Raw genomic sequence first — 20,421 nt, forward strand, 5'->3', positions numbered from 1 at the left:
TTTTAACATCAGAAAGCTTATAAAAGCACATATAAGACTAAAACGAACTTTTAAGGCATTAATACAAAAGCAAACAAAAATTAATGCAAATTTTGGCTTTACCCCTAATTTCAATTATTTTTAAAAACAAATTAGGTAGTTTTGAGACAGACTGCCGTTACCTGCAAGCTGAAAAAAGAGCCAACCACACGTTCAAGCACATTTCATTTTGCTCGTTCCTCACAAAATAAAAAGAGCTTTCACTTCCCCACCGCCACCCGAATGAAAATAATTTTAAAAATGTTAATATTATTAGTAATAAGTTAATATATTTGCGTAAAACACAAATAAATTGGCTAAAGTGGAAATCAACAGAATTAAAGTTGCTCTTGCCGAAACCAGGAGAAAGAACAAATGGTTAGCAGAACAAATAGGTAAAGATGAATCTACTGTTTCTCAATGGTGTACAAATGCACGACAACCATCTTTAGAGAACCTGCTTAGAGTTGCAAATGCTTTAGAAATAGACATCAGAGATTTACTTTATTCAACTAATAATTCTGAGAGTTAATATGAGCGATAAGAAAACATATATAGACCTATTTGCAGGTTGTGGTGGACTTTCACTCGGACTTTATAATTCTGGCTTATGGAAAGGACTATTCGCTATTGAAAAAAGCCCAGATGCATTTGAAACCTTCAACCATAATTTAATTGAAAATAATAACCATTTCGATTGGCCAAATTGGTTACCGAAATCCAACCATGATATTAATACAATTATCAAGGAATATCCTAATGAACTCAAATCATTGAGAGGTAAAATTGATATGGTCGCCGGTGGACCACCTTGTCAAGGTTTTTCTACGGCTGGAAAAAGAAATGAAAATGATTTACGAAATAAATTGATTAAATCATACATAAGATTTATTCGTCAAGTACAACCAAAAGTTATCTTTTTTGAAAATGTAAAAGGTTTTACTCAAAAGTTTGATAAAAATAAAATCCAAGGAAAAGTGTATTCGGAATATGTAAAGAGTGCACTTGAATATACTCCAAAAGGCGGAAATTATTTAGGCTACAAGGTCGAAGGTCGTCTCGTTGATTTTTCAGAATATGGTGTCCCGCAAAAAAGAACACGTTTCATTTTAGTTGGAATTAGAAAAGACATAGTCGACAAAGCAAAACCAATAGACTTTTTTGATTCATTAAAAAGTGAAAGAGAAAAATTTCTTGTAAACAAAGGAATAGGTCTAACAAATAGTCTGGAAGATGCAATATCTGATTTGTTAAGAATTAATGAAACCACATCACCTGATACTGCATCCTTTAAAACAGGTTTTTATAATAAAACAAAATCAGAATATCAAAAGCTATTAAAAGGAAATTACTCACGCAAAATCCCTGACAGTCATAGATTTGCAAAACACAATCCTTCTACAGTAGAAAAACTCAAATATATACTTGAAAATGCAGATAAAAACAAAACATTATCTGACGAAATTAAAGAAAGATTTAATCTAAAAAAGAGAACTATAATACCCTTATCTGGAAGCACTCCCACTCCAACAATCACTACTTTACCAGACGATTATGTGCATTATTGTGAGCCCAGAATTTTCACAGTTCGAGAATATGCTAGAATACAATCTTTTAACGATTGGTATGAATTTAAGGGTAAATATACAACTGGGGGTAAGAGAAGAACACAAGAAGTTCCTAGATATTCACAAATAGGCAATGCGATACCACCTCTTTTCGGTGAACAAAGCGGATTGGTTTTAAACAAACTAATTAGCTAATGACAAATCCGAACGAATTACATTTTAAAACTAATGTCCAGTTAAAAAGTATAATTGGTAAAGACCTTATCAATGATGACAATATCGCAATTCTTGAATTGGTTAAAAATTCTTTTGATGCAGATGCAAAAAGAGTTAATGTAACTTATCTAAACCTCAAGAATAATGATGATGAGATTACACCTTCATTTTCGAACAAAACATCTAGATTAATTATTCAAGATGATGGTTTAGGAATGGATCTAGAAGACATCCAAGATAAATGGTTGAACATAGCTTATTCAGAAAAAAAATCTAACAAGAAGCAACATAATAGAAGAATGGCTGGAGCCAAAGGGGTAGGGAGATTTTCTTGTGACCGACTTGGCGAATATCTTAATCTATATGCGAAAACAAAAGATGATAACAAATATTTAAAACTTAGTATAGATTGGAAGTTATTCGAAATTGAAGATGAAAAAAAGGAAATTCAATCTATACCTTTAAAATTTCAATATCTATCAAAAAATGATATTGAAAATATTGGTTTTAAAGCCTTTGACAATGGTGTCCTATTGGAAGTCATAAAATTAAGGAGTTCTTGGGCGTATCCCATTAAAGACAAAAGCGGAAATACCATAAAATGGGATACAGAAAAGTTCGTTGACTTAAAAAAATATTTAGAAAAACTTATCAATCCTAATCAAGCATTTCAAAATGATGATTTCGGCATTTATATCAGTACACCTGAGTTTATAAAAGAGAATGACTTAAGGAATGAGTATGAAAAATTCATTGGTAAAGTAGAGAATCGAATTTTTGATAAATTGGACTTCAAATCGACTAGTATTGAAACTAGAACTCAAGATGGAGGCGAAATTATCTATACAGAACTTAAAGACAAAGGTGATACGATTTTTTGGCTAAAAGAAAAAAACCCTTACTATCCTTCAATTAAGAATGTAAAGATCTCAATCTATTACTTAAATCCATACGCTAAAGCTTTTTTTACTAAACAAACTGGAATACAATCAGTTAATTACGGATCGATATTTCTGTTTATTAATGGATTTAGAATTTCACCTTATGGAGATGTAGGAAATGATTGGCTGGGATTAGATCAAAGAAAAGCACAAAAAACAAGAAGCTTTCTAGGTCTAAGAGATATAATTGGTCAAATTGAAATTCTTGATGAGTTAAATGATTTCCAAATCATATCTAGTAGAGAAGGTATTGTAAGAAATGATAATTACAAAGATTTAACTAATTCTGAAAGAAATGATAGTTTCTATTATAAAGCACATAGAAGACTTGAAAGATATGTAGTAGAAGGACTTAATTGGGATAGTTCTATTTATGATAATAAAGACCCTCAGTTTAAAGAAATTGAACAAAAAATTATTTCAGGAAAAGCGAAAGAAAATGAATTGATTTTCCGTGAAGACGACCAGACAAAGCAAAGAAGAACATATGGTGCGATACATTCAATAATATCTGCAAGAGTTAATGACGTAATAGAATTATATATCAATGAAAATTTAATTACACAAAAGATTGAAGAAGAAAGGCAAAAGTCCGAAAGAGAATTTCAACAGTTAATTGAAGATTTTGATAATAAAAAAATTGATTCGGAAACTTTGGGGCGAATTTTACAGCGTAAGGCTGAACAAAATGCCGAATTAGAAAAACAACTCAAAGAATTTGCTAAATATTCAACCAATGAAGCTACTACAAAAGCAATTCTAGAGTTACAGAACTACAAAAAGACTGTTGAGGAACAAACTATGCTAATAGCAAAACTTCAATATGAATTAGATGATTTAAAAAATCAAAAACAAAGTGCTGAAAAGACTGCCAAAGAATATAAAGATAAAGCTGAGAAAGCAGAAGTAGATTTATCAATTGAAAAAGAAAAAAACTTGTACCTTCTTGCAACAAGAAGAACTCTAAGTCCTGATGCAGATGGGCTAATTCATACCATAAAAATCAATAATATCGAAATAAGAGATGGTATTGATAATATAATTGACGACTTAACTGAAGATGATTTCAATATAAATAACTTAATTGAAAGACTAGGTTTCCTAAAACTTAATGCAGAACGCTCTTTAAAAATGGCCGAGTTTGTTACTAGATCAGATCTCAAAGAAGATATTGAAAAAAAGGACGTTGATTTAGTATCATATATTCAGGAATATATTTCATTATACGGTGAGACATTTTCTGATAAGATGTTATTTGAATTTAAGGTTAACAACTCATACCTAAACAAAAATATTAGTGTATTAAATTTATCAATCATACTTGATAATCTAATAAGCAATTCTATCAAATGGGGAGCAGAAAATATTCTGATTGAGTTTAACAACAAAAGCGACAAACAATTAGAAATGATTTTTTCGGATGATGGTGATGGTTTATCAAATAAATTTTTAGACAAACATAAACGCATTTTTGAGCTCTCTGTTCGTGATATACCCTCAAACGGTATGAATGGATCTGGAATAGGGTTATTCTACACAAAGAATCTTTTAAATGATATGAATTCTGAGATTGACTTTATAGGTAATAATTTAAAATTATCTGGAGCCTCTTTTAAACTTATTTTCAATACAATATGAGTGTAGTACGATTATTATACGTAGATGATAATAAGATAAATTCTCAAATAGATAATCTAAGGAAAAAACTTAAAAATGTTGGTTTTGACCTTGATGAAACTTTTTTAGATTTAAGCAACGATCATTACAAGAAAAGAGATAAATCTACTGGAAGAGTGATACTTGATAAGGCCAAAATTCAATCTTATGTTAATGATAACTGTATGAATGAGAATTTTGATATAGTTGCTTCAGATTATGATTTTAAAGACGTGTATTTAGATGGCTTTGAATTACTTAAATGGATTAAAAACGAATGTACTTCAAAAAAACATAGATTAAGACGAGCTAAATTTTGTCTTTATTCATCTGAACAAGATAAAGTTGCAAAAACATTTGACACGCCAAAAAAAGTCAAAAGCTTGATAAAGCTGAAAATTGATGAATTTATAGATAGAGATAGGATACCTGAAGAGTTAACAAGGTTAACTGTTACTCCTAAAGAAATATATAAACATAAAGATCATCTGATAAAATTTTTAGAAAAATACCCGGACTTAGTTTTTAATAGTGTCTATCCAAAATTTAAAGGAAAAAAACTTTCAGACATAGCACACGAAATCGATAAAGATTTGCCAAATGGAATCGACTTTCAGAAAAATTTGGTTGAGCTAACTATAGCTCATTTAATTGATTTAAATAAATTCGAGGATTGATGATAATAGTTATTATTTCGATTGACCCCTCAACAAAGTTTCTGTTTGATATTGTAGATCGCTTAAAATCTAATTCCATTGTTTTTGAATTAATTGAAATTCATCCTAACACAGATTCATACAAAAGTTGTCTTGATAATATTGCTAAACTTCCAGAAAATACCACAATACTATTTTTAGGACACGGTCAGGACGACAAAATTTACGGTGGTGAATTACTTGATGATTTTCCAAAGCAACCATTGGTAAAAAGAAATGAAATGGGTATTTTCAAAAACCAGAATTTATTTTTACTTGCTTGTGATTCCGCCAGTTTAATAAAAAGTTCATTTCGTATTGCCAAAACTAATAAAGCTATCGGATTTGGTCCTTTACCAACAGAAATTGAAGAAGTTGAAAGTGATAAAAAACTTGCAAATGAAGGAATCACACTGGAAACTATTGAACTTTTCAAACAAGCGATTAATGAAACAGTGATATTAAGTTTGCTTGAATACTTTAAGGATGAATCTAAAGACTTTATATTTTTAAAAGATTATTTAAACTTACATTTAAATAAAAGAATTAATAAAGCGATTCTTGAAGATGAAAATAGAAATTTAGCTGATTTATTATTCAATATGAAGAATGATATGGTAATATATTAAGCTAAGGCTAAAAGCCATACACATTTGCAATTTGCACCAGCCAACGCTACACCTAGAATATCAAAAGAGCATGTCTTCTGCCAAAGCTAGCAAGTTTGCGGAAAGAAAAGCCAGCCAGGTAACAATGTATATAAAAAATAGCGGAATAAGTGCTAAAACGAAAGCAAAAACATAAAATAAAGGTTAGTCATTTACTGAAAATTAGTGCATTAAAACCGCTACTTTTCATATGTGTGCTGAGAGTAACGATCGGCTGAAAGTCGTTACGCAACTGTTTATAAGATGGTGGAACCGACCCACCAATGTTGTCCTACAGGGGAGAGCATTAAACCACCATAAGGTGCTTTGATAAAGAGTCAAGGTATTGAGCGTTATGGAAAAGGCTATGCCACGAGCTAGTCAGGTATGAATACTGGAGATGAATGCAAATGAACCTCTGATGAAGTGTCGAGAACGTGCAACCTTCTGTCAAAAGTGTTTGAAGTATGACCAACATTATAAGTCCAGCGGTCACCTGTTTATTGGCTGGGCGGCAGGCGTCATTTAGGAGGCATGACCAGTATTTGGGCTTATTTACGGAACTCGGGAACCTGTGCCAAGATGCAAAGTGAAATGTACAATAGCGCAAACTAGAGGCAGAATAGCGATGCTTGGTATAGGGGCGGACTAACTCGTAGTAGTGAAGAAGCTCCTGTAATGGGAGTGGAGCAAAGGGGTTAGCTAATTTGATGTACATACTGCCAACTTGAAAAAAGGATGAGCTATTTTTGTATGTCAAGTTAGAAGAGCCGTATGATGGGAGACTATCACGTACGGTTCTGTGAGAGGCTCGGGGTGAAACTCCCCTTGTCTACTCGACACCAACCGTTAGCTGTAATTTGAACCAACCTTTATGGTAGAAAAAAAAGACATCGAAAAATTAATAATTCAGAACAAAAAAAGTACTCTGAAAAATCATTGGAACGATGTGTTTATTTATAACACCACAAAATACAGCGGAGAAATAAAACCGAATGAACTTCTAATTTGGAGGTCTGCACATTTTTTAAGAGGAGCCTATCCTATTTTTCATTTGACTTTTGACCAAAACGGAAAAATGAACGGAATTAAAATGGAAAGAAACCCTTTTCACAAACTTCTGAATAAAATATCAATAGGATTTTTTATTGTACTTGTTTTGGTTGTTTTATTTACGACTGAATTTAAAACTGCCTTAATTGGAATAATCGGAATTTCTGTAATTGGAACTTTATTGCATTTAGTAATGTCAAAAGCAAAAAAGTACGAAACAAAAAATTTGACTGACGAACTGAAAGAAGCCATAGGAAATATAGAACGAGCAAATAACCCTGAACTTGTAAACAAACCAAAAGCGGATTTAAAGAAAGTAAAGGTTAAAGAATGGACTTTTACGAAGATTTTGACAAGGATTATCCTATATCCATTCTGTTTATTTATCCTTTATCTGTGTATTCAAATGATTTTAAATCCTGACCCAAATCACTCAAGACAAAGACCTTTAGGGATTTTTGGAATTATTGTTGTTGGCGGATATTTAGTAGCCGACATAACGATTATTGTAAGAAATTTAATGAAAAATAAAAACTACAGCTAACACCGGTAACCGTTGCACAAGTCTAAATTTCTAAGAAAAGAGGATTATTCTGATTTTTAGCAATAGTTAAATTGTTGCTTTCTAAGGGTATGGTGTTATTGAAGTCTACTATTAATTTTAAATTTGATTAAGAAAGAGGTTGTGCAACACGCACAATGGCTAAAAATCATAGCCACCCTTCGGGATGGTAACGCTTTTTAGCCGGAACGTTAGCGGTAATACGACCAAAAATCATCAGATAAGATAGATTTGACTATATCGTTCTTAGATTTGGAAAAGTTAAAAGTGCTGGAATAAGTCAATTTTGTACCCTAATCTAAATTTAAGAATATGAACACAAAAAAAGTATGGTTTATTACAGGAGCATCTAAAGGTTTAGGGTTAATATTAACCAAAAAACTTCTTTTACAAGGTTATAATGTTGCCTCTACTTCAAGAAACAAACAATCCTTAATTAATGAAATTGGAGAAGAGAATGAAAAATTCTTACCAATTCAAATGGATTTAACAGAAAATGAAAATGTTAAGAATGCTATTGAAGCTACGATTAGTCATTTTGGTAGAATTGATGTTTTAGTTAATAATGCAGGTTACAGCCAAATTGGAACTTTAGAAGAGCTTTCAGCAAAAGAAGTAGAAGATAATTTTAAAGTAAATGTGTTTGGTTCTCTAAACGTAATTAGAAATGCTACACAGTATTTACGCAAACAAAAATCTGGACACATATTTAATATCGCTTCTATAGGCGGTTATACAGGAAATTTTGCAGGTTTCGGTATTTACTGTTCTTCTAAATTTGCTGTTGCAGGTTTCACAGAGGCTTTAGCAGAAGAAATGAAATCATTTGGAGTATATACAACTTTGGTATATCCAGGATATTTTAGAACCAATTTTTTATCAGAAGGTTCTGTTAAAACACCTAATAATCCAATTGAAGATTATAAAACAGCTCGTGAAATGGAACAAGCACATTTAAAAGAAATTAATGGTAATCAACCCAACGACCCAGAAAAAGGTGCTGAAGTTTTGATTACTTTAAGTGAACAAGAGCATCCACCAGTACATTTTTTTATGGGAGATGATGCACATCATTATGCTAACCTAAAAATAGATACAATCCAGAAAGCTATGGAAGAAAACAGAACTTTAGGAATATCTACAGGATTTAAAAATTAAATTTTAAATTCAAATGACGATAGAACAAACTAAGGAATATATTGGAATATGGGTAACCAAGGATGGAAACATACGTCACGAATTACTACCAAATGACCGTTATGATGAAGCCAGAGGAAACCGAAAAAGTGCCTACCAAGGTGATTATTGGGTAACCGGAAACCACATTAATTATAAAGATGATACAGGTTTTACTGCAGATGGAGAATTTAAAAACGGCATTCTTTATCACGCAGGTATGATATTATATAAAGAACAATAATAATTTATATTTAAGAAATGATAAACACATTCCGTTTTAAAGCGATAAGCGATTTTCACAAATACTGCAATCTACCAAAACCCGAACACCCTTTAATTAGTCTGGTAGATTACAGCAACGTAAATTATCCTACAGACACAAAAGAGATTAAATGGATTCAAGAGTTTTACTCTATTGGTTTAAAACGGAATGTAAATGAAAAATTCAATTATGGGCAACAAAAGTATGATTTTGATGAAGGTGTTTTGTCATTTATTGCACCAAATCAGGTTTTACAGATTCAAATAAATCAAAATGTAGAAGTCAATGCATCTGGTTGGCTTTTACTTGTACATCCAGATTTTTTATGGAATACAAAATTGGGGAAGTCAATAAAAAAATATGACTTTTTTGGCTATGCCGTAAATGAAGCTCTCTTCCTTTCTGAAAAAGAAGAACTCAATTTAGAACAATTACTAAAGGGCATACAACAGGAATATCAATCAAATATTGACAAGTTTAGTGAAAGTATAATTATCTCTCAAATTGAACTATTCTTAAACTTTGCTCAACGATATTATGAGCGACAATTCATAACCAGAAAGATTAATAATCATCAAATTTTGGCGAAACTAGAAGAAATACTAAACTTCTATTTTGATGACAATAGAATGCTGGACAATGGAATTCCTACGGTTACTCAAATTGCAAACGATTTAAATCTTTCACCCAATTATCTAAGTAGTACTTTAAAAATTATAAGCGGACAGAGTACAAAACAACATATTCAGAACAAAATAATTGAAAAAGCCAAAGAAAAATTATCAACTACCGAATTAAGCGTGAGCGAAATTGCCTATGAATTAGGTTTTGAGTATCCTGCTTCATTTAGTAAACTATTTAAGAACAAAACTAATATTTCCCCTATTGAATTTAAACAATCTTTTAATTGAGTAAAAAGTACTACCGCTTACAATGGTAGTCGTTGCACAAGCCTAAATTTCTAAGAAAAGAGGATTATTCTGATTTTTATGAATAGTTAAATTGTTGCTTTCTAAGTGTATGGTACTATTGAAATCTACTATTAATTTTAAATTTGATTAAGAAAGAGGTTGTGCAACAAGCACAATGGCTATAAGTAATTGCTTGTTCTCGCCTTCTTCTGAAAATCCTCGCGGATTTTCAGCTTGGTGTGTACTTGCAAAGTTAAGTGTTAACCTACGCAACTACTCATACGAGCCGAGACCGTTGGCAACTATATAAAATCACACACAAACATCAATTAATTTTTGTTTAAAATGTAATTTTGGTGTAAATTTACATCAAAAATGATATTATGGGAAGACAAAGCATTTCTTTTACAGAACCAAATGATGACTGGTTAAAAAATCAAATTGATAATAAAGAATATTCTAGTAAAAGCGAATTAGTTAATGATTTAATTAGACAAGCTAGAAAACAACAAATTCAAATCGATTGGATAAAATCTAGACTGGATAAAGCTGAAAGTAGCGGTTTTACTAACGATAGCAAAAATGAGATCTTAGCCCAATCAAAGTCTTTACTTAATGGCTAAATATAAACTAAGTAATTTAGCTAAAGAAGATTTAATAAGAATTCATCAGTATGGAATGCAAAGATTTGGTGTAAATCAAGCGGATAAATATTTTGAAACTTTCTTTGAATATTTTGAAATAATTGCCAAGCAACCCTATTCATTTGAATCTGTTGATTCTTTAAAAAAAGGTTACAGACGCTGCGTCTGTGGTTCTGATAGTATTTACTATAAAATTAATAACGATTTTGTAGAAATTATGGCGATAATTGGAAGTCAAGATTTAAATAGTATATTTTAGTTTCAAAAATAAATACAGTTGCCAACAAAGAACTGAGGTAAAAACCAACGTTGCCTCTACATTAAATTTGAGACATAATTAGCCTGTACTAACATCCATACAAATAGATCTTAGCGGTAATATTTACTTCTTTTTTCTAGCTATCCTTTTGCTAGAACAGATACATAGTTTTCATCGTAGGGTAATCAAGATTTAGCAATGGCAAAAGCCTGTTTCAACAGCTTATTGGCCACTGCAATCAACGCCAGTTTCTTACTCCTGTCTTCCTCTCTTTCGTGCCTCATTCGTCGGAGACAAGTAGCTACAATTCGCTCATAAATTGCCCTGCAACCCTTATTGTGTTTACAAGCGTTGAAAGCGCATAAAAATAATAGATTCCGAAGCTTTTATTACTTTGCCTTCCTCTCGCTCATTCTTTACTCGTCGGAGGCAAGACTTATTCTACTTCTGCCCCTAACACTACTGCCTGATTCCCGTATCGTTGGGGTGATCCCTACGTAACTACACAGCTGCGAAGCCTTCTCAAACTTGGTAAATCCATCTGTTATTACCACTAAAAACAAGGCCGTTTTCATTCCGATTCCAGGGATACTCGTTAGCAAGGTTAGTTGCTGTTCTTGTTTGACTAGATCCAGTAAGCGAACTTCAATTCCCCTGACCTCTTTGTCTAGATGTTTGAGATCACGCTTTAAAGACCTATAAACATACCTAGAGGGAATACCTAGGACTTCCTCACCGTGAAGTTTATTCTTGGTAGCCGTACGCTTCTTTAAGTAATTATCCATAAGCCGAAAAAGCTGCAAGCATTCTGCCTGTACATTATTTAAGGCATTATATAAAGGAACTTCATTAGATAAAGCATAATGACAAATTGCCTTGGCATCACTCTTGTCGGTCTTTATTTTTGATAATGCCATCCTCTCGCTGTGCTCGTCGGTGGCAAGTGAATGAAACGCTTGACTGATAAAGGATTGACTACTGCTACGCTCACCCCTTTATTGTAAAGAAACTGTGCAAATCGATAATGGTAATATCCCGTAGCTTCCATCAATACTAAGCTATCCTTAGGTATATAACCTAAAAAAGAGACAAACCCAGACTCATCATTGCTAAACTGGCGATGACCACTTTTACTTCCGTAAACATCAAAAACATCTTTACTGATATCGATTCCAAAAGTTTCTTTATATTTATCCATAAGAACTGATTTTATGAAAGAGCATACTACCGTAATCACAACAACTTGAAAACGAGGTCTAAAGCCTCAAAGAACTGAACGTGATTAAAGTAGTTAAAGAGAGGGGATTATCAATGTTGTCGAAGTCTAACGCTTCACCGTATATCATAACCTTAATCCTCTCTTTGTTCTTTCTGATTTATTGTTTAAATTTAATAAGAATCAAACTTAAGACGTATATTAGCAATTGTGGTTTTGTGTCCTGCGGACACAGACGCTCAAGCGTCAAAGTCATTTCTTTTTATTAACTTTAATCCCAAATTCCCACAACTGACAAATATACAAGACCGTTGAGTTATTGAATCTAGGAAGGTTAAAGTCAAAACACATTCTTTCAGTTTCTAATTCCTAGTTTACTTTTAATTCATTGATCAAAACTAAGCTGTACTTTTGAGCTCTTTTCATTTTAAAATTAGGGAAGGGCAGTGCTGTTAAAAAATCGTAAGGATACGATGCTAAGCCTCATTTAGCATGTGGGAAAAAGATAAGCTAGAATAACAAGAACAGTCGCTAAATTGAGCTGAGGACTTTAATTAGCTATTCTGTAAAATTTGAAAATCGATGGTTTTGAAAATTTTAATTGGATTCTAATCACGAATTCCATACAAATACCTAAGAAATTATTAGAGAGATTATAAAAGATAGAAACAAACTATGTAGAGGCTTGAATAATTTATTTTTAATGGGACAAGGCATAGTTGAAACACTAATTTAAAACGAGAACTTTATAAAAAACTATAGTGTCCCCATCTTCAAAATACTTTTCTTCACCGGTGAAAAAAGCCTTTAAAGCCGTGGGTAGAGCTAGCAATTATACCTTCATGGAGTAAATGGCTGTAAGTAAAAATACTTTAAGTAGGCTTGATCAAGAGATTCACTAAAATGCTTTTCACCTCACTTGCTGTGGAAAATAGCTTACATTCTAGCCTTTTGTGACCATTAATAAAAATTGATCAGCTTATAGTTGGTGATAAATCATCAACTGAAGAAGGCTGAATTTTCACTTAGAGCTTAGAAAGTAAAACATCGTTAAGACTCCTGTAAAAGATAACATTAGCCAACGACCCTAAATGCTTTTTCAATTTTAGCGGGATGCAAAGTTTTATGGTTAAGACTTATGGGGCCCAACACAGGATCTTCTTTGAAATACAAGACACAAGTAGAGATCAGTACAAAGCAAGGAGAAGGGAGCGGATCTGTAAGAAAATTTTGAGCGGAGAGGGGAGCAGAATTGCGGTTCACCTCTACTTTAAAAGCTAAGGAGGCTAGGGGCATAAAATCTTCTTTGGCATAGGTACTAACCAGAAAACAAAGTTTAGCTTTTTGCGCGGTTGCCGGCCACTTTAATTGAGTTTTTGGATTAAATGCCGCGATATCGAGTTTTATTTCTTGTGCTGAGGTGAGCTGGCTGTTGCACGTAATCGTAGAATAATCGCTATATAAACTAGCCAGATTAAATTCAAAATCATCTAATAAGGAACTATCGCTTTCCCATAAATTTTTCTGTCCTTTTAAAATTTCGGTGTTGCTTAGCATTGCTTGATAAACCGTTTTCCGAAACCGATTAAACATTTGCCCATCATAATAGTGCTGAAAAAGACTTCGTAAGCTAACAGAAAGACACTTGGTGGTTCTGGAAGCCGTGCCAAAATCAGAAGCCGATTGTTTGGAACGCTTGGTTTGTTTAACATTGTTTTTCCCGGGTTTCAGCTGTACAATGGTTTTGCCATTTACCTGCTTAAACACCAAATTACCTAAGCCCCCAATGAGGCGGTTATGCTTATCTAAATGTGCCATAGTTTTTTACTTAAGATGAAACTTTAATTTACTTCGTACTAAACAAAGCACCACTTCGCAATTCAAGCACATAGAAGCCACTTTTTTCTGAAAAAGTGTGGGCTTAGTGTGGGGTCGCTGTGGCTAAAGTGTAGGTTAGCCTAGAGCGATATACCTTTCTTATGTCTTTAAATGGAGTGGAAGATAAATATAGCATAAAGCCTTGTAATACACAAGAATAAGTTTTAACATACGTTAATGCGTAGGAGATGGGAAAAACTAACCTTGGGCATTTGAAGGGGCAGCGCTATAAAACTATAAGCTCATCAAGTTTTTGAATATGGAAGCAGGCGACTAGAGTTGGGCGTTAAATGATCACAGCATTTTTTAATTTTTCCATCTCGTTGCGCTCCAGACTTTTTTTTCTTCTTCAGTAAAGAAGGTCCAAGCCACAATCCGACTAGATTTATTACCGGTTCCCATGGGGATCGTTTTAATTTGTTGAGCCTCAATTTTCTTTAAGGATCTATAAATTCCTTTGAGATTAGCTTGTTTAGAGACTAAGGTGGTAAACCAAAAACAGTTGTTAGAAAGCTTTTTACTCTCTTTAATCATTTGGTCAATAAACTTATATTCTCCTCCCTCATATATAAGTTCGTCGTTAATTCCCGCAAAATTAAGCCTGGGATTCTTTTCTTTCTTGCCCGATAAATTTTTAACTTTTCTTCGAGTTCCTTTGGCAGCATCTTCAGGAGAGGAATGAAAAGGAGGATTACATAGCGTAAAATCAATTTTTTCTTCTTTGCCGATAATGTCCACGAAAATATGCTTCTTATTTTGTTGTAATCTGCATTCAATCTTATCTTTAAGCTGTGGATTAGCATTGATAATATGCTTAGCGGAAGCTATCGATTTAGGGTTAATATCAGATCCAATAAATTTCCAATGATATGCTGTAACACCAATTATTGGGTAAATACAACTAGCGCCTACACCAACATCCAAACCAGTAATATGAGCGCCAGTGGGTATATTGCCCAAATTATTTTCAGCTAATAGATCTGCAATCTGATGAATATAATCTGCTCTGCCGGGGATTGGCGGACATAAATTTTCATCGGGAAAATCCCAGTTTTTAATTCCGTAATAATGATGTAGTAAGGCTTTATTGAGCGTTTTTACAGCAACAGGATCTGAGAAATCTATAGAATCATCACCATATTTATTAGGCCTTACATAATTCTCTAATTCTGGAAAGGAAGTTACTAATGCTGCTAAATCATATCTTTTTCTATTTTTATTTCGAGGGTGTAAGCTTGATTTTTCTTCTTGCTTTTTTGTTGATGACATGATTATAGATTCTGTTTAACGAGTTGCATTCAATTCCTAATTCCGACGAACTTTAACTATTATTCTCGGATTGAATGCAATTTAGCAATTTTTCATTTCCCTTATAAATCCGATCCATTCTCTTTTTATTTTAGCAATAGCTTGAAAACCCAAATCAAGAAAGAAAACATTTATACTTCAATCAATTTTTCGATGTATAAGGCGGATGATGCAAAACGAGTTTGGCTATGATTTCGCTGAATAATAGCTAGAAAAATTATCATTGTAAAGGGAAGATAACTAACTTACATTTAATTTCATGAAGCGTTAAACCTTTTCTAAACCTTATTCCAAAACCTGATATTCTTTCTATATTGGGTAAGTTGAAGGAAAAGAAGCTAAACTTAAAATAAAGTTTATGCTATTCCGTAAATTTTTTTGAAAGTAATAATGAATCAATACGTAGAAATTTCAGAGGCGATTCTAATAAGAAAAAATTAGAGTTTTGAATGAATATTCTTTTAAAAGCTTCTAAAAACACTGCGAAGAAAAAATATAATTTTATGAAAGCATTACAAATTACCAAATACGGAGAGATTAAAGACAGTCTTAAAATCGCTGAAATAGATACGCCTAAAATTTCGGGTTCAGAAATACTGATCGCGGTGAAAGCTGCGGCAGCTAATCCCATCGATTATAAAATAGTTCAGGGTCACTTGAAAGATCTACTTCAACTTGATTTTCCTGTCGGAATTGGGTATGATGTAAGTGGTGAGGTTGTAAAAGTAGGAGATGAGGTTAAAAATTTTAAAGTAGGAGATGAGGTTTTTGCCAGGGTTCCACAAGAATATATGGGAACAGTAGCCGAATTTGTTGCTGTAGACAGTAAAGTCGTTGCTCATAAACCGGATAATGTGACTTTTGAAAAAGCCGCTTCACTGCCATTAACTGGGCTTACCGCTATACAGGCCTTAGAGAAAGTGAATCTAAAAAAAGATGATCGAGTGTTAATACATGCAGGTTCTGGCGGAGTGGGAAGTTTTGCTATACAATACGCAAAATCTAAAGGTGCGATTGTTTACACAACAACTAGCACCAAAAACCTTGATTGGGTAAAAGCTTTGGGAGCAGATCGTGTAATCGATTATAAAAAGGAAGATTACAAGGAAGTCGCTAATAACCTAGATATCGTTTTTGATACTTTGGGTGATGATTATACTTTTGAAGCTTTCGACATTATTAAAGAAGGCGGAAGAGTTACTACCATAGTAGGCCCGCCAGATGCGCAATCTGCTGAACAAATGGGTATAGAAAATTACGAGCTACCAGAAAAGCTAGCTAAGCTTATCGAAAAAAAATCAGCTAAATATCAATATACCTGGATGCAACCAAATGCTAATCAACTAACTGAAATTAAAGTCATGGTAGAAGATCGCACGATTAGACCAACTATAGATCTGGTATATTCTTTTGAAGATGCCATAAAAGCCTATGAATATTTAGCTACTGGAAGAGCTCAGGGAAAAGTAATCATCAACCTCGCTGAAATTTTAGAAAATTAATAATTGGTCATAATAAAAACCCTGTATACGGGAATAGTCAATAGCCAAAAGAATTTTAAATAAACTACATAAAAAGAGCGACTTAAAATTAATCAAGTCGCTCTTTCTTATGTAGGCAAAAACTATAATTCTTATTGTAATCGTTCTGCTAAAAGTTCGGCTACTTTTTCAGAAGAAGCTGGGTTTTGTCCGGTAATTAATAAACCGTCTTCTACGGCATAAGGAGCCCAAGCTTCTTTTTTAGAATAAACGCCACCGTTCTTTTTCAGCATGTCTTCTACCAAGAAGGGAACCACATTGGTAAGTTGAACGGCTGCTTCCTCTTCATTGGTAAATCCGGTCACTTTTTTACCATCTATTAAAGAGGTGCCATCGGTATTTTTAGTATGTTTAAATACTCCTTTCAAAGTATAAGCTTTTAATTCTTTTTAAAAATAAGATGATTTAAGATACTAAACTAACCAAACTCAAAATTTGTGATTTAGAAATATTAATTGATTTTTATTTCTATCATTAGTGGTATATAGTGTTAATTTTTTAATGTTTTTTAATTAATTTTTATAAATAACAAAATAATTAAATATTAAATATTTAATTTTTTGTTTAATTTAACACTGTGTTAAGGTTGCTGTGTTTTTATTATTAACCATTTTAACTGTACTCTTTTATGAAAAAAAACTACTTTTCTTCTTTTTACTAGCTTCTTATAATATTTCTTCACAAGAACAATTATCCGCAATTGAATCAACAAATATTTACCCGGGGGGCGTTCCCGGGGCAGAGGTCTGGTACAAGACCACTTTTGAAGATTTGGAAAACGGTACCTATGGGGACTATAGCGGCAATGAGGTGCGTATAACAGATTGTAATCCCCTTGACAAGAGCCTTTTCAATTTCAACCCTACTTTGAAAAGTGATAAACTGTGCCTGGTTTTTGAAAGTCAGTTGGAAGAGGACAACAACCATAACTTTTTTATCGTGAGTGACCCCTTGGATAATAATAAGTCATACCGTCATGTAAGTACTAGGTTTAACAGTTATACCGATAATATTTTTCCGGACAGCTTAAGCCGCAACAGTTATGTGCTGGAAACCCAACAAGGATATGCGAGCGGACTTCCCAGTGGGTTTAGCCAACATCAAAATACGCACGTCCATTTTTACAGCTGGAGCAATTACGATCAGGACAAGCTTTTGAAAAGCTATGGTGAGCGGGGGGAGAGCCTATATTTTATTGGCCGTCACTTTCCCTTTGAACCCGTCCCCGATGGATTCGGCTTTAAGGGCCTGATGCCGGAGTTCGTGCTATACGACCGTAAGCTAACCGATAACGAACGTAACCGGGTAGATTCCTATCTCGCCTTCAAGTACGGGATAACCTTGGATCGAGAAAAGGATTATAAAAATTCCAGAAATAAAATCTTCTGGGACAGTCAAAACAATAGCTTTTTTAGGCATCATATTTTTGGGATAGGGCGGGATGATATTTCCGGCCTTTACCAGTTACAATGCGAGAGTGCACATAAAAGGGATTACCTGGTGGCAGCTACCTATGAAATCGCACCTACCAATGATGATGTGAAATCCCACTATTCGATAGGTAATAATAATTTCTTGGCATTTGGGGATACGGGGGATAAAGGGCTTCGTTCACCCAATGACCTCAATTTGCGCTTGCTCAGGAATGTATGGTTGGCACAGACCACCGGGGATGATATCCGGGGGCATGTACCCATTCATTTCCGGCTATACCTCAACGATGAGTTTCAACCCTATTTTAATGCACTTCATTCAGGGGACCTGGTGATGTGGATGTTGCACGATAAATATACCGATAACAGCTATGTTTCTGATTTTGACAATGGGAACGTGGAATTCTATAAGGCCACCGATCTCGATTTTCAGAACAATGGCAAGGTTTACGCGCACTGGAAAGACGAAGCCATGTTTGATAGAGACCAAAGTTTTTTTGACCAGTACACCTTTGCCATTGGTCCGGAGATCATTGTACAGGTACGGTATAAAAAATGGCAATGCAAAGAAGAATGCTTTGCGGTGGAATTGGTGGTACAGGGAGGCAAGCCCGATTACCATGTAGACCTAAGGGACGAAAGTGGAAATGCCGTTGCTGTGGGGGGCTACTATATAGAAGATGAGAATAAATATGTCTATCCCGTCGCTAAAGTGTGTGGGGATCAAACTTATACGGTGAAAGTGGTCGATCAGAACGGAGCTACGGTCGACTATAGCTTTTTTGTAGAAGCGAATGCTCATACCTTGAATTTAGGGCCAAGTGAACAAGCTTTGACCGGGCAGCAGACCGAAATTGAATTGGATGCGGGACAGGGTATCCAAGATCCCGATGCTACATATCAATGGACTTTTAATGGGGAACAGATGTATTATAATGGGAGCACCTTGCTGGCGGAGGAGCCGGGTGAATATTGTGTAACGGTAACCACCAGCGATATGATCTGTCAATTAAAAGACTGTGTGCGTATCTATACAAAATTGGATGCAAAGGTGGAAGGCATTTCAGAATGTAACGAAGAAGAGAGTTATGTTCATGTCAATATCGAAGTGGGCGCCCCCCCTTACAGTATTAATATTGCAGGTAACGGCCTGGATTTTACCCAAGTCCAAGTGGTCAATACGTTTGATATCCCGAATATCCCCCCCGGCAACTACCAAGTGACCATTGAAGACCAGGTAGGTGCGGTCTTGCAGGAGAACATCGTCATAGGAAATAGCCCGGTGGTGAATGGCAGTTTGGGGCCGGACCAGACATTGACGGCCACCCAGCCACAAGTCACCTTGGATGGGACTGCCCCCTTTGGCGCGAGTGCCAATGGAACTTATCAATGGTACCGAGATGGCGAACTCTTAGCGGAAACCTCGGCCCAGTTAATCGTGGATACACCTGGCGAATACAAAGTGCTGGTCGACCTTCCCGATAATGAATGTAACGGCGAGGCTACCCTACAAATAGGATTGGATTTTGGGGCACAAATTTTAAAGAGTGTAGATAATTGTGATGCTAATTTAAATAGGCTTTCGGTGATTTTTGAGTTTGGAATCCCCCCTTATAACATTAGCCTGATAGGTGATAATGGAGAATCCTATTTTTATGAGGGATATACCGGTGATTTTACGGTTGCCGATATAGCCTATGGGAACTATGAGGTAACTATCGAAGATGAATTTGGCAACACTATAGAAGAAATAGTAGATTTTCCGGGAACAGAACTCCAACTTAATCTCCTAGAACAACAATTAAGCTATTGTAATGAATGTAGTTGTTCTATATATGAGAATGCCTGCGATACGGATATTCCCGCAATAGTTTTTAACACCAATTGTCTTCCTTCTTATACCGTAGATGCTTCAGAGCTAATAGGTGGCAACCCACAAGTGACATATAGTTGGGAAATAGAGGGGCAAGAGGTTGATTATAGTGATCCAATGATGGTCATGGAATTATGTACAACTAATGAATACCATCAAACCGGACCTGGAACCCAATGTGGAGTGGTGTTTGTAACGGTAACAGCCACCGATCAAAGCACTGGCTGTAGTGTTTCAGAAACAATTTTTCTTTATAAGAATTACTGCCCTGTCCTAAATGATGCTACCGGTCGTCCCGGCGGTGGGGGTGCAGACCTGGTCACCAAAGTCTATCCCAACCCGAGTGGGCAAGGGGCCACCTTTTACTACGATGTTTCTGCAGAAGAGGATTTTGACGGAACGGTGGTGCTGTATGATATGAACGGAAGAAAAATAAAAGAACTGGAAATTTCAGGCCAGTCCACTTATACCCTTCCCTTTAACCTGATCGCATCAGGGGTGTACTTGATCGTTACCCAAACCCAAGGAAAACTAACCACGGACCGAATAATTATAGAATAA

General features: G+C 34.5%; 15 protein-coding genes and 2 pseudogenes. 13 read left to right on the plus strand and 4 right to left on the minus strand.

The genetic code is table 11. The features are described from left to right. Nucleotides 1-340: 340 nt before the first annotated feature. From KW502_RS14215 to KW502_RS14265, 11 genes are all read left to right on the plus strand, one after another. Nucleotides 341-550, plus strand: coding sequence for a helix-turn-helix transcriptional regulator (locus KW502_RS14215; protein ID WP_369412537.1), 210 nt, complete (start codon nt 341-343; stop codon nt 548-550). 1 nt (nt 551) lies between these two features. Further along, on the plus strand, nt 552-1,781 hold the full coding sequence (locus KW502_RS14220) for a DNA cytosine methyltransferase (RefSeq protein ID WP_219041224.1): 1,230 nt from the start codon (nt 552-554) through the stop codon (nt 1,779-1,781). Then, nucleotides 1,781-4,381: a sensor histidine kinase gene (locus tag KW502_RS14225; RefSeq protein ID WP_219041225.1), complete on the plus strand. Its 2,601-nt coding sequence runs from the start codon at nt 1,781-1,783 to the stop codon at nt 4,379-4,381. The genes KW502_RS14220 and KW502_RS14225 overlap by 1 nt, the downstream gene beginning before the upstream one ends. After that, nucleotides 4,378-5,076: a PleD family two-component system response regulator gene (locus KW502_RS14230; RefSeq protein ID WP_219041226.1), complete on the plus strand. Its 699-nt coding sequence runs from the start codon at nt 4,378-4,380 to the stop codon at nt 5,074-5,076. The genes KW502_RS14225 and KW502_RS14230 overlap by 4 nt, the downstream gene beginning before the upstream one ends. Then, on the plus strand, nt 5,076-5,723 hold the full coding sequence (locus KW502_RS14235; RefSeq protein ID WP_219041227.1) for a hypothetical protein: 648 nt from the start codon (nt 5,076-5,078) through the stop codon (nt 5,721-5,723). Before KW502_RS14230 ends, KW502_RS14235 begins: the two co-directional genes overlap by 1 nt. A gap of 892 nt (nt 5,724-6,615) precedes the next feature. Beyond that, on the plus strand, nt 6,616-7,338 hold the full coding sequence (locus KW502_RS14240; RefSeq protein WP_219041228.1) for a hypothetical protein: 723 nt from the start codon (nt 6,616-6,618) through the stop codon (nt 7,336-7,338). 330 nt (nt 7,339-7,668) lie between these two features. Continuing rightward, nucleotides 7,669-8,514: an SDR family oxidoreductase gene (locus KW502_RS14245; RefSeq protein ID WP_219041229.1), complete on the plus strand. Its 846-nt coding sequence runs from the start codon at nt 7,669-7,671 to the stop codon at nt 8,512-8,514. Between the two features lie 13 nt (nt 8,515-8,527). Then, nucleotides 8,528-8,776 (plus strand): Atu4866 domain-containing protein, encoded by a 249-nt coding sequence (locus KW502_RS14250; protein ID WP_255554267.1) that lies wholly within the window; start codon nt 8,528-8,530, stop codon nt 8,774-8,776. Nucleotides 8,777-8,793: 17 nt separating this feature from the next. Then, nucleotides 8,794-9,708 (plus strand): helix-turn-helix domain-containing protein, encoded by a 915-nt coding sequence (locus tag KW502_RS14255; RefSeq protein ID WP_219041230.1) that lies wholly within the window; start codon nt 8,794-8,796, stop codon nt 9,706-9,708. Nucleotides 9,709-10,091: 383 nt separating this feature from the next. Then, nucleotides 10,092-10,331, plus strand: a complete 240-nt coding sequence (locus KW502_RS14260) for a ribbon-helix-helix domain-containing protein (protein ID WP_219041231.1) — start codon at nt 10,092-10,094, stop codon at nt 10,329-10,331. Then, nucleotides 10,324-10,611 carry a type II toxin-antitoxin system RelE/ParE family toxin gene (locus KW502_RS14265; RefSeq protein ID WP_219041232.1) on the plus strand — a complete coding sequence of 96 codons (288 nt, stop codon included), beginning with the start codon at nt 10,324-10,326 and terminating at the stop codon, nt 10,609-10,611. The genes KW502_RS14260 and KW502_RS14265 overlap by 8 nt, the downstream gene beginning before the upstream one ends. A gap of 185 nt (nt 10,612-10,796) precedes the next feature. On the opposite strand, the pseudogene KW502_RS14270 reads toward KW502_RS14265, so the two are convergent. From KW502_RS14270 to rlmF, 3 genes and pseudogenes are all read right to left on the minus strand, one after another. Then, nucleotides 10,797-11,809 (minus strand): annotated as a pseudogene (locus KW502_RS14270) (IS110 family RNA-guided transposase). 1,092 nt (nt 11,810-12,901) lie between these two features. After that, the gene (locus tag KW502_RS14275) at nt 12,902-13,645 is read right to left on the minus strand and encodes a hypothetical protein (RefSeq protein ID WP_219041233.1); all 744 of its coding nucleotides are present in this window, start codon (nt 13,643-13,645) and stop codon (nt 12,902-12,904) included. 366 nt (nt 13,646-14,011) lie between these two features. After that, a complete protein-coding gene (gene rlmF / locus KW502_RS14280; RefSeq protein ID WP_219041234.1) occupies nt 14,012-14,974 on the minus strand; it encodes a 23S rRNA (adenine(1618)-N(6))-methyltransferase RlmF in 963 nt (320 codons plus the stop codon). Nucleotides 14,975-15,516: 542 nt separating this feature from the next. On the opposite strand from rlmF, the gene KW502_RS14285 reads away from it, so the two are divergent. After that, nucleotides 15,517-16,515, plus strand: a complete 999-nt coding sequence (locus KW502_RS14285) for an NADP-dependent oxidoreductase (protein WP_219041235.1) — start codon at nt 15,517-15,519, stop codon at nt 16,513-16,515. A 131-nt stretch (nt 16,516-16,646) separates the two neighbouring features. Here the strand turns inward: KW502_RS14285 and KW502_RS14290 are convergent. Then, nucleotides 16,647-16,913 (minus strand): annotated as a pseudogene (locus tag KW502_RS14290) (type 1 glutamine amidotransferase family protein); the annotation flags it as partial. Between the two features lie 232 nt (nt 16,914-17,145). Between KW502_RS14290 and KW502_RS15660 the strand changes: the two are divergent. After that, the gene (locus KW502_RS15660; protein ID WP_219041236.1) at nt 17,146-20,421 is read left to right on the plus strand and encodes a T9SS type A sorting domain-containing protein; all 3,276 of its coding nucleotides are present in this window, start codon (nt 17,146-17,148) and stop codon (nt 20,419-20,421) included.

The organism is Mesonia aestuariivivens, from assembly GCF_019311235.1.
Lineage (GTDB): Bacteria > Bacteroidota > Bacteroidia > Flavobacteriales > Flavobacteriaceae > Mesonia > Mesonia aestuariivivens.

Bases quoted from the DNA above. Each gene is read 5' to 3' on its own strand.
- rlmF (WP_219041234.1), bottom strand. From the start codon at position 14,974: ATGTCATCAACAAAAAAGCAAGAAGAAAAATCAAGCTTACACCCTCGA.
- KW502_RS14235 (WP_219041227.1), top strand. From the start codon at position 5,076: ATGATAATAGTTATTATTTCGATTGACCCCTCAACAAAGTTTCTGTTT.
- KW502_RS14275 (WP_219041233.1), bottom strand. From the start codon at position 13,645: ATGGCACATTTAGATAAGCATAACCGCCTCATTGGGGGCTTAGGTAAT.
- KW502_RS14285 (WP_219041235.1), top strand. From the start codon at position 15,517: ATGAAAGCATTACAAATTACCAAATACGGAGAGATTAAAGACAGTCTT.
- KW502_RS14220 (WP_219041224.1), top strand. From the start codon at position 552: ATGAGCGATAAGAAAACATATATAGACCTATTTGCAGGTTGTGGTGGA.
- KW502_RS14260 (WP_219041231.1), top strand. From the start codon at position 10,092: ATGGGAAGACAAAGCATTTCTTTTACAGAACCAAATGATGACTGGTTA.
- KW502_RS14265 (WP_219041232.1), top strand. From the start codon at position 10,324: ATGGCTAAATATAAACTAAGTAATTTAGCTAAAGAAGATTTAATAAGA.
- KW502_RS14225 (WP_219041225.1), top strand. From the start codon at position 1,781: ATGACAAATCCGAACGAATTACATTTTAAAACTAATGTCCAGTTAAAA.
- KW502_RS14255 (WP_219041230.1), top strand. From the start codon at position 8,794: ATGATAAACACATTCCGTTTTAAAGCGATAAGCGATTTTCACAAATAC.
- KW502_RS14245 (WP_219041229.1), top strand. From the start codon at position 7,669: ATGAACACAAAAAAAGTATGGTTTATTACAGGAGCATCTAAAGGTTTA.
- KW502_RS14230 (WP_219041226.1), top strand. From the start codon at position 4,378: ATGAGTGTAGTACGATTATTATACGTAGATGATAATAAGATAAATTCT.
- KW502_RS14250 (WP_255554267.1), top strand. From the start codon at position 8,528: ATGACGATAGAACAAACTAAGGAATATATTGGAATATGGGTAACCAAG.
- KW502_RS14240 (WP_219041228.1), top strand. From the start codon at position 6,616: ATGGTAGAAAAAAAAGACATCGAAAAATTAATAATTCAGAACAAAAAA.